This is a genomic window from Pullulanibacillus camelliae (assembly GCF_014642655.1).
Lineage (GTDB): Bacteria > Bacillota > Bacilli > Bacillales > Sporolactobacillaceae > Pullulanibacillus > Pullulanibacillus camelliae.
The window spans coordinates 563,928-576,410 of sequence record NZ_BMIR01000001.1 but is presented as its reverse complement, the minus strand read 5'-3'; the positions used below and the strand labels follow the sequence as shown (position 1 = coordinate 576,410).

The 12,483-nt window shown below is 40.3% G+C and carries 12 protein-coding genes and 1 pseudogene; 7 read left to right on the top strand and 6 right to left on the bottom strand.

Annotation, left to right across the window (positions count from 1 at the left end; all coding sequences use genetic code 11):
- Positions 1 to 127: 127 nt before the first annotated feature.
- Positions 128 to 724 (bottom strand): histidine phosphatase family protein, encoded by a 597-nt coding sequence (locus tag IEW82_RS02490; protein WP_188688545.1) that lies wholly within the window; start codon positions 722 to 724, stop codon positions 128 to 130.
- Positions 725 to 817: 93 nt separating this feature from the next.
- On the opposite strand from IEW82_RS02490, the gene IEW82_RS02485 reads away from it, so the two are divergent.
- The gene (locus IEW82_RS02485; protein ID WP_188688542.1) at positions 818 to 1,645 is read left to right on the top strand and encodes a LysR family transcriptional regulator; all 828 of its coding nucleotides are present in this window, start codon (positions 818 to 820) and stop codon (positions 1,643 to 1,645) included.
- A gap of 559 nt (positions 1,646 to 2,204) precedes the next feature.
- On the opposite strand, the pseudogene IEW82_RS02480 reads toward IEW82_RS02485, so the two are convergent.
- A pseudogene (locus tag IEW82_RS02480) lies at positions 2,205 to 2,637 on the bottom strand (transposase); the annotation flags it as partial.
- Positions 2,638 to 3,377: 740 nt separating this feature from the next.
- Here IEW82_RS02480 and IEW82_RS02475 point away from each other — a divergent pair.
- The 5 genes from IEW82_RS02475 (at position 3,378) to IEW82_RS02455 (ending at position 9,786) form a co-directional block, all read left to right on the top strand.
- Positions 3,378 to 4,670 carry a methyl-accepting chemotaxis protein gene (locus tag IEW82_RS02475; RefSeq protein WP_188688539.1) on the top strand — a complete coding sequence of 431 codons (1,293 nt, stop codon included), beginning with the start codon at positions 3,378 to 3,380 and terminating at the stop codon, positions 4,668 to 4,670.
- Between the two features lie 176 nt (positions 4,671 to 4,846).
- Entirely contained in the window at positions 4,847 to 5,830 is a 984-nt protein-coding gene (locus IEW82_RS02470) for an aldo/keto reductase (protein ID WP_188688535.1), read from the top strand.
- A gap of 826 nt (positions 5,831 to 6,656) precedes the next feature.
- On the top strand, positions 6,657 to 7,556 hold the full coding sequence (gene purU / locus IEW82_RS02465; RefSeq protein WP_229672202.1) for a formyltetrahydrofolate deformylase: 900 nt from the start codon (positions 6,657 to 6,659) through the stop codon (positions 7,554 to 7,556).
- Positions 7,557 to 7,575: 19 nt separating this feature from the next.
- On the top strand, positions 7,576 to 8,571 hold the full coding sequence (locus tag IEW82_RS02460; protein WP_188688532.1) for a Gfo/Idh/MocA family protein: 996 nt from the start codon (positions 7,576 to 7,578) through the stop codon (positions 8,569 to 8,571).
- 15 nt (positions 8,572 to 8,586) lie between these two features.
- Positions 8,587 to 9,786: a class I SAM-dependent rRNA methyltransferase gene (locus IEW82_RS02455; RefSeq protein ID WP_188688528.1), complete on the top strand. Its 1,200-nt coding sequence runs from the start codon at positions 8,587 to 8,589 to the stop codon at positions 9,784 to 9,786.
- A gap of 214 nt (positions 9,787 to 10,000) precedes the next feature.
- Here IEW82_RS02455 and IEW82_RS02450 read toward each other — a convergent pair whose 3' ends face one another.
- Positions 10,001 to 10,291, bottom strand: coding sequence for a HesB/YadR/YfhF family protein (locus IEW82_RS02450; protein WP_188688526.1), 291 nt, complete (start codon positions 10,289 to 10,291; stop codon positions 10,001 to 10,003).
- Between the two features lie 183 nt (positions 10,292 to 10,474).
- Between IEW82_RS02450 and IEW82_RS02445 the strand changes: the two genes are divergently transcribed.
- Positions 10,475 to 10,642 carry a hypothetical protein gene (locus tag IEW82_RS02445; protein WP_188688523.1) on the top strand — a complete coding sequence of 56 codons (168 nt, stop codon included), beginning with the start codon at positions 10,475 to 10,477 and terminating at the stop codon, positions 10,640 to 10,642.
- Positions 10,643 to 10,677: 35 nt separating this feature from the next.
- On the opposite strand, the gene IEW82_RS02440 is transcribed toward IEW82_RS02445, so the two are convergent.
- From IEW82_RS02440 to IEW82_RS02430, 3 genes are read right to left on the bottom strand one after another with little or no spacing between them, the layout of a single operon-like run.
- Positions 10,678 to 11,364, bottom strand: coding sequence for an LrgB family protein (locus IEW82_RS02440; protein ID WP_188688520.1), 687 nt, complete (start codon positions 11,362 to 11,364; stop codon positions 10,678 to 10,680).
- On the bottom strand, positions 11,361 to 11,747 hold the full coding sequence (locus IEW82_RS02435; protein ID WP_188688516.1) for a CidA/LrgA family protein: 387 nt from the start codon (positions 11,745 to 11,747) through the stop codon (positions 11,361 to 11,363). The genes IEW82_RS02440 and IEW82_RS02435 overlap by 4 nt, the downstream gene beginning before the upstream one ends.
- A 23-nt stretch (positions 11,748 to 11,770) precedes the next feature.
- A complete protein-coding gene (locus IEW82_RS02430; RefSeq protein WP_188688513.1) occupies positions 11,771 to 12,412 on the bottom strand; it encodes a GntR family transcriptional regulator in 642 nt (213 codons plus the stop codon).
- Positions 12,413 to 12,483: the final 71 nt, after the last annotated feature.

Sequence of the window (12,483 nt, the reverse complement as noted above, 5' to 3'; positions counted from 1 at the left end):
ATCTATATGTGATTTAAGTCTATTATAAGGTCCAAAAGCAGTCTTAGCGAATGGTTAGCTTAAAGGGAGAGAGCTTCCTCAAGAGCTATGCTTATTTAATTAATAAAAAGTCATTTCCTGAAAAGTTTCAATAATGTGAAGTATCATTCAAATATTTGATGTGACACTTAGTGTTGTCAATTTCCACAACACTCACAGATGTGGGTTTAATGTCAATCTCACTAAATAGTTCTCTTTCTTTTAACAATAGGCTTAAAAGCATTCTAAGAGTTATTCTGTGAGAAACAATGGCAATCACCCCTTTCTGACTAAATAATTCCTCTGTATCAATAAACTTCTTAAGTCGATTCTCGAGCTGATTGAAAGACTCACCACCCTTTGAAGGTTTGTAACGAAATGGAGCGTTGAAAAAGTTGTTCCATTCCTTAGGATTATTTTTCTCAATTTGGCTATACGTCTTTCCTTCCCATTCTCCCATTGCAATTTCACAAAGCAATGACGAATAATTGATATTTTTGCTTGGAAAGATATGTTTCGAAGTTTCAATAGCTCGAGGAGTAGAACTTGAATATATCTTGTTAAAATTAATCGACCTTAATTTTTTTCCAAGTGCAATTGCTTGCTTTCTTCCTTGATCTGTTAAGTTGGAATTCATAGTGCCTTGCATTTTATTTAAGAGATTCCATTCAGTTTGTCCATGACGAATGAAATAAAGTTGTAGCATATTTTTCACCTCAAGGGCATTTTAATATAATTGATATTTATTTAAAAATACAATATGATGAATAATATATAAGAATAAGTTATAGGTGAGAAAATGAATACCCATCAGTTAGAAATATTTTTCTACGTAGCAAAGTATCTATCAGTGTCAAAAGCAGCCAATCATTTGTTTATAAGCCAACCAGCGGTTAGTAGTCAAATAAAGAAGCTTGAAAATACTTATGGCGTAAAATTGATTGAAAAGAATGGGCGAGGAATCCGCTTGACCTACACAGGAGAACAATTGTATGAGGTTATTCATCACTTTTTTACAACAACCATTGTCGATATAGAATCACTATTGAAAAATTCAAGATATATTAAAATATCTGGTAACTATTTGATGACTCAATTTATTGTTCCGGAAATACTGGGAAAAGCAGATAAATTAAGTGAATCTGAGAAGCTTGTTGTTAAAAGTATGTCTTCATTTAGTGCAATGGACGAGTTAAAAAGAGATTACTGTGATTTGGTTCTTGTTAGTTCTTCTGAAGTTATTATCCCCCAGCTAGAATTCACAGTAACTGAGTTATTTACTGATGAGATTATATTGATGAGTAGAAGTTCTATTGGAAGCGAAATAGCGTCAATTATCGTTAGCAAGAGCAAAAAGGAGATTAGAGATTTAGTTGTAAAAAACTATGAGTATATTGCAGGAATACCTTTGACAGTAGTAGATTCTACTCAAGATGCAATTGCAAATATCAGGATTAATAAGGACTGTGCAACTTTTGTTTCGGCTCGCTTTTTGAAATACTTTGACGATGAATTCAATTATATTTCGACAGGAGTTAAAAGTAGATTTTATGCGATATATCGAAAGGGCACTTCCAAAAACAAGAGTATTCAAATGATTATTAACAGATTAAAAGAAGGATTCTGATGGAAGCGAAATACAATACGATTTTAGCTTAAAGTAAGGGCGCAAAGCTGCATAGCCGATAAGACGAGATTAATATGCTCATCTTATCGGCCTTTATGTATATATTTTGTTACTTAGTCTTTGAGCGTTCTCGTTTCGGTGATGCTAATCGCTAAAGCACAGAAACTTGAGCCCTCTTTAACAAAAAAAGCTATTACCTGATTTATTCATACCTGCAAAGAAAACGAGGTTTAAGTACAAAATCATACTTTTCATTCCTTTATTAGGAAAAGGACGGCGTTATACACTGCGATGAAGAAATAAAAATAATTAGGCACTGTGCGATCACCTGTTTTTGGGCATACTCCACCCTTAGTGCCTAAAAAAGTTTTAAAAGCTCTTTCCTGAAAGGGAGTTTTCTATTTGCCCTCTGAAGTCAGGCATGGCATCAGCAGGTGATTTCCGCTCCTGGCACTCGCTTTCCACGGGCACGGCCTCAGCCTCCTCGGAAGAAAGACACTTCCTGCGGGGTCTTCGGACGCGTGCTGTTCCCGTAGGAGTCTCGTGCCATACGCTCCAATCACTCGAGCTTTAATGCTTGAATGCGCTGCAGTATGCCCCAAAAAAACGCTTGATACACGAAACTGGAAGAACATTTGAAGTACAAAGATCACCCGGATTTCACTAATTTACTAGTGACTTTAATGATCCTTGTCCGCATTGTTTGAATCTGCATATTCTTTTGTCCCTCTGGAAAGTGTACGAAGCCAGTTCGTTAGGTTATACGCCAGCCGGCTCATCATCATTCTTACTTCGTTGACTTGGAAGGAATGGGTGAAAAACAATTCTCCAGCCGGCCGAACGGATTGGACAATCACCTTTCGTGGTTTCGCCCATGCTTAATAGTCCATTTCTTCATAATACATTTCCGTCTTTGATACATCGGACGGCATTGAGTTAGGGTGTAGCTCTTTTGCGAGACTTTGTAAACTGGCGTTGGACTTCATTCGAATGAACAAAGTAATGCCTTTCATCCTTTAGTTTGAGGTGTTGAATCAAAGTTTGGGAGAAATCCACTTTTTCGTCGCATTCTCGGAAAATGAACTCACCTGTATCGGAGGAAAGGGCTCCTCTATCATTTAACAATTTAATTTGGCGATTGAAATCAAGCGTTATTTGCGGTAAAGGAGCCATTATAAGAATCCTTTCTGATGGTTATTTCTTCGTCGTTTTAACCTTATCAGAAACGGATTCTTTTTTCATTTATTTGATGTGTTATGATTTTGGCGAAATCACTTGATGTATGAGAGTTTCTATCTCATTACGGATTTTCTATGAATAATCTAGGTATTATTTAGCTTATAGAAGTACCAGAGCTCATGGCCATGGGGTGATCTTTAATGGCAAGACCAAAAGCTCTGGAATCCTATTTATCTTCTTTTTTTACTCCATATTAGACCACCTCTATACATTTTATCCGCATAATCGACACGCTCACGCTTCAATTGAAAATGTCAAAGCTGAAAGGGCTAGAGGAGCAGCATAACTAAAACATTAAGAAAATGCATAAAGAAACATGAAGTATCGACCAGGAGTAAAAAACTCGAAAATCCCTAGAATAAGGCTATACGCTATTTAAGAATATATAAAAAGATAATTAGAAATTTATACTAGAGTTTTAATGAAATAAGGTTAAAAAATTCTAACTTCTTTCCGATATTAGTAGTAGAAGCTTGGAAGAATGTGACGAATCGTGTCACCAGAAGAAAGGTCAGTGGAAGCGATGAAATCCATTAAATTTAAAATCATATGTGTATCTCTGCTTTTATTGGTGGTACCCAGCCTCATTGTGGCTATTACGAGCTATATTGAGGTCAAACACCAAGCGGATCACATCGGAACAACCTTATTAATCCTTATGATTTGCTTAGTTATTGTCGGAATTGTAATCACTTACTTCTTTGCTCGTCATCTTGCCCGCCCGCTTAAACAAATGATAGCGAGTGTTGATCAGATTGCCAGTGGAAACCTTGAGTCGACCGTCACAGAGTTGAAGACAAAGGACGAGGTCGGAAGATTATCCAAGGGATTTAATCAAATCACGCATCAGCTGCAAACCTTGATTGAAAAGATAGAAAAGTCGATTCAGGACATAGATATTGCTTCTGAAAATTTAAATGTAGTGTCCAAAGAAACAACCTCATCAGGTGAGGAAATTAATCATGCGGTCACAGACATCTCAAAAGGAGCCATGCAACAAGCCGCGGATTCTGAAAAGACGTTGGATTTTAACAACACATTGTCAAAGCAAATCGATACAGTCAATGATCAAAACAAACAAATCCTTGCTTCGACAGAACATGTGCTACACTCCAATGAAAAAGGGATGGAGAGCATCCATGTCTTAAAAGAAAAATCCATGCAGACTTATCAGGCAGTGGAAGGCATAGGGCAGGTTATTGTTAATCTCGTTCAGAAGGTCGATGATATTGAAGGGATTATCACCTTGATTAATGATATTTCTGAACAAACGAATTTATTGGCACTCAATGCCAGTATTGAAGCAGCACGTGCAGGTGAGCAAGGTAAGGGATTTGCGGTCGTTGCTGGAGAGATCAAACAGCTCGCTGAACAAACGTCAACGGCAACCAAAAGGGTGTCTGAGACGCTGCAAGGCATTCGCAGTGAAACGGTGGTAGTCAACGATGAAATGAGTAAGAGTACACACTTTATTGAGGATCAGAATCAAGCTGTACTCGAAACAGAAACAATATTTAAAGATATCGATCAAATGGTGAAGCATATTGTTGATGCGATTACGACGGTTAATAAGGGTATGGATCAACTAGTAGAATCTAAAAATGACTTAACCACTTCAATTGAGAACATTGCGGCAGTAAGTGAAGAAACCGCTGCTTCTACAGAGGAAGTGACGGCTTCGGTGACAGAGCAACAATATGCGATTCAGGTCATTGCCAATTCGGCAGACATGTTGAAAGAGGCCATAACGAATTTGAAAGAGGAAATCAATAAATTTAAAAAGTAAAAGAGAATGAAGCTGAGTTCGAAAGGATCGACATGACATAAGCCCTTTCGAGCCAGCTTTTTAATTTTATGAGAATCAGCTGATGTTTACTGAGTTTTTGGTTAAATGCTTGCCAATCTTCCGGTTTCCTTTAAAATAAGGGTGGAAGCGTATTCTTTGAAAGGTGGTATGGGCGTATGGATTACCGTCAGTTAGGAGATACCGATTTATTTATTAGCGAATTAAGCTTTGGTACATGGGCGATAGGTGGTGCCTGGGGAAAAACAAATGATCAAGAAGCTTTAAAAGGCTTAGAACGCGCTATGGCGGCTGGGGTTAACTTTTTTGACACAGCCGATGTTTATGGTGATGGACATAGTGAGGAACTGCTTGCTAAAGCAACAAAGGGAAAAGAAGATGACATTTATATTGCTACGAAATTTTGTCGGGCAGGTGACATCCATGATCCCAATAATTATTCAAGAGCAGCCATTAAAGCCTACTGTGAAAATAGTTTAAAACGATTGAATCGGGAACGGATTGATCTCTATCAGATTCATTGCCCCCCTTTTGATATTTTAAAAGATGGCAGTGTCTTTGCGGTTCTTGATGAGTTGGAGCAAGAAGGAAAGATTCGCCATTACGGTGTGAGTGTTGAAACCGTTGAAGAGGGTTTATTTTGCTTGAAACAGCCCAATGTGAAGGCTTTACAAGTCATCTTTAATATCTTTCGGCAAAAGCCTTTGGAACGCTTATTCCCAGAAGCTGAGGCTAAAGGTGTTGGCATTCTCGCTCGAGTTCCTCTTGCCAGCGGACTGCTGACAGGCAAGTTTAGTCAAACGGCACAATTTGAAGAGGATGACCATCGCCATTTTAATCGAAATGGGGACGCCTTTAATGTTGGGGAAACCTTTGCCGGACTGGAATTCTCTAAGGGTGTTGAGCTCAGTGAACAGCTTCGGTGGATTGCTGAGAAAAGGGGAAACATGACAAGGGCCGCTTTGCGCTGGATTCTTGATCAAAAGGCGATCACTACTGTCATCCCTGGATTTAAATCCGTGAAGCAGGTGGAGGATAATTTACAAGCCACCTCAGTGCCGTCCTTCAGCGATGAAGAACTTAAGCGTCTTAAAGACTTTTATCATACGTCTGTTCATGAACATATTCGAGGTGTGTATTAGGATTATGGAAAAGTGACTGGCATTCTAATCAGGATGCCGGTCTTTTTGTATGATCAGAAAATGTTAGTTACTTTGATTCGAGAATAATAAATAGCGGACGAAGTTTCCAAATTGAGATCTGAACGCAACAAAGAACGGGGCAAGCGGCAAAATAATAAAAAGAGCTCGGAGTTAACCAAAAGAGAACCGAATCCAAGGTGCAAGCTTCCGAATTCAGGTTGAGAGTGTAACGAAAGAGAGCAGCAAGAGAACAAAAGCTTGGGGCAATGCAACAAAAGGGCCGCTTATTTTAATAAAGGCTTTGACCCAAATAACAAATAAAATCCGAGGTGAACATATAGAGAACAAAACTGGAGGGCAAGCTATCGAATTCGAGTGTGAGTGAAACAAAAAGCAGCTCATTTTAACAAAAAAACATCATTAGCATAACGAAAGGCAGCTTCCATGGGCGGCCGCTCTTATTTTATCAAAATCTTTAACTCTAGAAGGGATCGGGCACTCTTAGCTCGGTCTTTCTTGAAAGATCAGAAAGTATAAAATTTCTGGTCATGCGGACGGTGCGCGATTCCGCTCCAGGCCGCTCGCTTTCCGCGGGGGAGTGGTAAGCCTCTCGCGCTGCGTGCTGCTAAGGTCTTACCGATCGCCCACTTCTAGTATCGCCTCGTGAATCAGTGGCACTCTGGGAACACTATAAAATTTTTATGTTCTACATCCCACGTTCTGCTAAATGCTAGTGCTGTATTTCCGGATCAAATGATCTAATATTTAAAATTTGATGATGATTAAGTATAATGGGTAACAATGAATGATGGAAAGAGGGATTAGTGTGAGTGTGTCTGTAAAAAATCAAATCCACAGCTTTCAAAAACAACATGAAAATCGAGGAAGATTGTTAATTAGCTGTCCAGATCAGCCTAGTATTGTTGCTGCGGTATCGGCATTTCTGTTAACATATGAAGCGAATATTATAGAGTCCAGTCAATATTCGACAAATCCAGAAGGGGGTACCTTTTTTATTCGTATAGAGTTTGAATGTCCTGAGCTATTGTCGAAAAAGGACCAGTTAGAAGGAGCATTTGCAGCAATTGCTGAGTCATTTAAGATGAATTGGTCCCTCACTTTTGTCAGTGAAATGAAGCGAATGGCTATTTTCGTGTCAAAGGAAGTGCATTGCTTGCGGGAAATGTTATGGGAATGGCAGAATGGGGATTTGATGAGCGATATTGCCTTTGTCATAAGCAACCATGAAGTGGCCAGGGATATTGTCGCACCCTTGGGCATCCCTTATCATTATATTCCAGCGAGTAAGGACAATCGCCAAAAGGTGGAAGAGGAGCAAGTGAAGCTGTTGAAAGAAGCAGGGATTGATGTGATCATTTTAGCTCGGTACATGCAAATTTTAACCCCGGAATTCGTCGACGCTTTTCCTCAAAAAATCATTAATATCCATCATTCCTTTTTGCCCGCTTTTGTCGGGGCAAGACCTTATCATCGCGCCTATCAGCGTGGGGTGAAGCTCATAGGAGCCACCTCGCATTATGTAACAAGTGACTTGGATGAAGGACCAATCATTGAACAGGACATCATGCGCGTGGATCATCGTGATGATGTCGATGCCTTAAAAAAGATCGGTAGAAACATCGAACGCAGCGTATTGGCTCGTGCTGTCAAATGGCATTTAGAGGATCGTATCATTGTCCATGGGAATAAGACCATTGTTTTTTAATAGAAGGAGTGATTGAGATATGGTGCGCTTTGGTGTCATCGGAACCAATTGGATTACAGATCGATTTTTGAACCATTCCACTTCATTGGAGGATTTTTCATTAACCGCTGTTTACTCGAGAACAGGTGAAAAGGCAAGAGCCTTTGCTGACAAATATGGCGTGGAAAACGTGTATACGAATTTAAATGAAATGGCTGAAAGTGATACACTTGATGCCGTTTACATTGCGAGCCCTAATGCGTTGCATGCGGAGCAAGCCATGTTATTTATGAGACATGGCAAGCATGTGCTTTGTGAGAAGCCTTTTGCCTCCAATGTGGCAGAGGTGGATGCCATGGTAAAAACAGCGAAGGCGAATCACGTGCTTCTCATGGAAGCTATGAAGACAACGCTTTTGCCAGCCTTCGAGAAAATCAAGGACAATATACATAAAATTGGTCCCGTTCGCCGCTATGTTGCGAGCTTTTGTCAATATTCGTCGCGATATGATGCCTATAAGGAGGGAGCATTACCTAATGCCTTTAATCCGACTTTTTCCAATGGGTCTCTCATGGATTTAGGTGTATACTGTATCTATCCTATGGTCGTCTTATTTGGAGAACCAAAAGCGATTCAAGCAATGGGGACACTGCTCGATTCAGGTGTTGATGGTCAGGGCAGCCTTTTAGCTCAATATGATGGGATGGAGGCAATAATCATGCATTCCAAAATCACTGATTCCTATGCTTCATCAGAGATTCAAGGCGAAGATGGGAGCATTATCATTAATCATATTTCTTCACCCACTTTTGTAAAAATCAAGTACCGGAACGGATCAGAAGACATCCTTTATCAAGAAGAGTCAGAAGACCGATCCATGTATTATGAAGCAGCAGCTTTTATTCAGCTCCTTAAAGAAGGCAAACAGGAATCTCCTGTAAATTCTTTTGAGCACTCACGATGTGTTGCCCAGATCATTGAAACGGCTAGAAGGCAAATCGGCATCGTCTATCCAAGTGATGCATGGACACCATGATGATGGAGGATTCAAGTGGAACAAGACATTCAGTTACAGGTCAAACCAGGATTTATAAAAAAATACCAAAATGGATTCCCTTTGATTGAAAAAGCAGCGCTCGTTAATCCCGATGTTCTCAAAAAAGAGGGTGTGATCGTTCACCTTGTTGATACGCATCGCGCTTTTTTAGCCAAAGGTTATTACGGCAGACAGAATAAAGGATATGGCTGGGTATTATCACAAAAGCAAAGTGAGACGATTGATGCAGCTTTTTTTGCACGGAAGATTCAAAAGGCACTCCAGCTTCGTCAGCAATTCTATCATCATCCAGAAACCACTGCTTTTCGGGTATTCAATGGTGAAGGCGACGGTATCGGTGGACTGACTATTGATTATTTTGACGGATTTTATTTGCTGCAATGGTACAGTGAAGGGATCTATACCTTTAAAGAGGCTGTTATTCAAGCACTAAAAAATGCAGTGGATTACAGAGGGATTTACGAGAAGAAACGCTTTGATTCCAAGGGAAAGTATATTGATGACGATGATTTTGTCACTGGGGAGCGCGGGGAATTTCCCATTGTTGTTAAAGAAAATGGTGTAAAGCTTGCTGTGCATTTAAACGAGGGGGCCATGGTGGGTGTTTTTCTTGATCAACGCAATGTCCGGCAAAGGATCATGACGCATTATGCCAAAGGGAAGACGGTCTTAAATATGTTTTCTTATACGGGGGCGTTTTCTATCTTTGCGGCTTGTGGCGGAGCGCTTAAGACAACAAGTGTGGATGTCGCGAATCGCAGCCGACCGAAAACAACGGAAAACTTTCATTTGAATGGCATTGATGAAGCTCAGCATGACATTATTGTGGAGGACGTTTTTCAATACTTTAAGTATGCCCGCAAAAAACAGCTGAGCTTTGATATGGTCGTTGTGGACCCGCCTAGTTTTGCTAAAACCAAGAAGCATACCTTTAGTGTGGGGAAGGACTATAAAGACTTGATGAAAGATACCATTGCTTTGACTAAGCCAGACGGCACTATTGTGGCTTCTACGAACTATAGCGCGCTGAGCATGCAGAAGTTTAAAGGGATAATTGCGCAAGCCTTTAGAGAGTTGAATTTAAACTATCAGCTGCTTGAAGTGCATACAGTGCCTGAAGATTTTCGAACAATAGCCTCCTTTCCAGAAGGAAACTATTTAAAAGTTCTCTTTATCAAAAAACTGGATAAATGAGCAATCTCCTGCGAACGCCGATGCAATGATTGAAAAATTTTTTACTCATGGAACCATCCGACCATTCAATGAGGCTATCTGAATGAATGGCTCGGATGGTTGTTAATATACAAGCAATTTTGGATGATGTTGGACGATTTTGTCCATATGAAGAAAAAGCTTATCTGAAAATAGGTGCTTCAAGTGCCCCCTCTAGGTTACAAAGTATAAAAAATCACTCAGTTAGGATGTAGTGGATGTCATCTGTCTTCCGTTTGTATTTAACATTGAGATGTTTATTTTCGAAAAACCATTGGTCACTTTCTTCAATAAAGAATGTTACATCGGCAAGTGTTTCACTGGCAATCGGCTGCTGAGGTTGCTCAGGGGCTATGCCAATCGAAAAGCCATCACCGACATCTGCGCAGCCACCGCTTCGTATGAAAAAGCGAACGGTGGCACCCTCGTCTAGCTCTAACTCTTTTTTAAACCATTGTACAGCTGGTTTTGTTATAGATAATAGCATGGTCTCTCACCTCTTTAAAACGTTGATTCAGCTCACCTGATGCCATTTTACAATGGCATAGGACTATCCTTAGTGTACCATGATCGGTGGCCATTAAGTATGGATTGGTTTGCAAGCGGGCGCATAATTTAACTTTAACTATCAAAAACTAACGTAAATGCGGCAAAGGAGGGAGCTCTCCCTGTGACAAAGGAACGACGAAATTTCGATAACGCCAGTGACAATAATGGCCAACGCCATTCGCAAAAAAGTGATGGAGAACATCGCAATGGTCGTCTGGCGCAACTGAAAAATCATAACACTGATGCCTTAGATATCCCAAATGAATATTTAGCTAAAAAAGAAGACTGATTTTCCAGAACGCTCTACTTAAGTAGAAGCGTTCTTTATTTTATAAAGGAAAAGAATATCGGCAATAGGATGGCGGTCAGTATAGCCGATAGAATCATGGCAATAGAACTGATAGCACCTGTGATTTGGTGCTCTTCAAGTGCTTTGGTCGTGCCGATGGCATGAGCGGCACTGCCATACCCAATCCCTTTGCTAAGCTGATGATTGATGCGCAACAGCCGGAAAAGATAAGGACCTAAGAGCGCTCCGCCAACCCCTGCGATCATGACAAAGGTCACCGTAAGCGCAGGGAATCCGCCAATCTCTTTTGAAAGATCAATAGCTACAGGTGAAGTGACGGATTTAGGCAACAGGGATAAAATGATTGTTTTTTTAATCCCAAAGGCTTGGGCTGTTGCCCAAATTCCAAATAAAGCTAATATTGTCGAAAACAATACGCCGCTTAAAATTGGAACCCTATACTTTTTAATAAGCGACCATTCATTGTATAAAGGATAGGCTAAGGCAACAATAGCTGGCCCTAAAAGATGATTGATCCAGCGCCCCCCGAGCATATAGTTGGCATAGGATAAGTGCAGAAAATGTAAGATGACAATAATGATAATCGTCGAGGTGAGAATCGGTAGAAATAAAGGAAAAGAGACCTGGCTATAGATGCGTGACATCACCAAGTAGACCAATACAGTGAGACTTATCATGAAAATGCTAAATACGATAGTCATTGCGCTTCTTCCTCCTTCGTGCTTTTCCTTTCAAGATGACGTATGAGCAGTTGACTCAACCAGCCACTTCCCCCCATAATCAATACGGTATTCAGGAGGATCATGAGGATGATGAGCAGGCCTTGATGTAAGAGGAAGCCCTCATATTGCATAACGCCTATGACTGAAGGCGCTAATAAGAGCGATAAATAACGAATGAGAAAATGGGCGCCTGTCCCTAGCCACTGTTTTTTAACGATCCCCGAAAGAAGTAATAGAAAAAGTAAAATCATACCGATAATGCTTCCCGGAATAGGAATGGACAAAGTGCGCTGAAGAGCATTTCCAATTTCATAAAGACAGCAGAGACCAACAATCTGTATAAAAAGTTTTAAAAGCGTCATGATTTTTCATGCCCCTCGCTTCTTCATAATCGATCCTTATAATGGTCCAGAAAGGCTTGCTTTTGATTCAATAAATGATCTGTTATCGCTCGAGCTGCCGTTTGGTCAGCGATACCCTCAATGATTGAGCAGTGTTCTTCAATAACCTGCTGTCTGCGCTGCTGGTTCATAATTTGCAAGCCAATGCGCCGGATGGAATCTTTAATTTGATCATAAATGGTTATTAAGCGCTGATTTCCTGTTTCATTATAAATGACGGCATGAAAATCTTTATCCAATTGCATAAAATTCTGGTCACTCAAGTGATGTGCCTGCATCTGTTTGGCAATGCCCTTTAGCTTGGCAATGGCTGAAAAATGACTGTCGCTATTCCAAGTCCTTAAAATAGACGCTTCCAAATAGATACGGAGCTCAAATAGGTCTTTAATATCCTGATCTGTAATCGGTGTGACATAGGTTCCCTTATAAGGGATTTTATTGACCCAGCCTTCCGATTCCAAGACTTGAATGGCTTCTCTAAAAGGCGTTTTGCCAATCGCATAGGTTTCTAATGCCAGGCGTTCCGTAAGAAGGGTATGTTCACTGAGTTCCCCGTTGATAATGGCCTCCTTTAATAGTCGATAGGCCTGTTGACGTAAGGGCTGGGGATCAAGAGAGGATACCATTTTCGCACCTGCTTTCATTTTTTATGTATATTGTATACAATGTACAACCAGGTTGTAAATAAAATGGAGGC

Coding starts and splice junctions, on each gene's coding strand:
- IEW82_RS02490 (WP_188688545.1), bottom strand. CDS start 724: ATGCTACAACTTTATTTCATTCGTCATGGACAAACTGAATGGAATCTC.
- IEW82_RS02485 (WP_188688542.1), top strand. CDS start 818: ATGAATACCCATCAGTTAGAAATATTTTTCTACGTAGCAAAGTATCTA.
- IEW82_RS02470 (WP_188688535.1), top strand. CDS start 4,847: ATGGATTACCGTCAGTTAGGAGATACCGATTTATTTATTAGCGAATTA.
- IEW82_RS02460 (WP_188688532.1), top strand. CDS start 7,576: ATGGTGCGCTTTGGTGTCATCGGAACCAATTGGATTACAGATCGATTT.
- IEW82_RS02450 (WP_188688526.1), bottom strand. CDS start 10,291: ATGCTATTATCTATAACAAAACCAGCTGTACAATGGTTTAAAAAAGAG.
- IEW82_RS02440 (WP_188688520.1), bottom strand. CDS start 11,364: ATGACTATCGTATTTAGCATTTTCATGATAAGTCTCACTGTATTGGTC.
- IEW82_RS02435 (WP_188688516.1), bottom strand. CDS start 11,747: ATGACGCTTTTAAAACTTTTTATACAGATTGTTGGTCTCTGCTGTCTT.
- IEW82_RS02430 (WP_188688513.1), bottom strand. CDS start 12,412: ATGGTATCCTCTCTTGATCCCCAGCCCTTACGTCAACAGGCCTATCGA.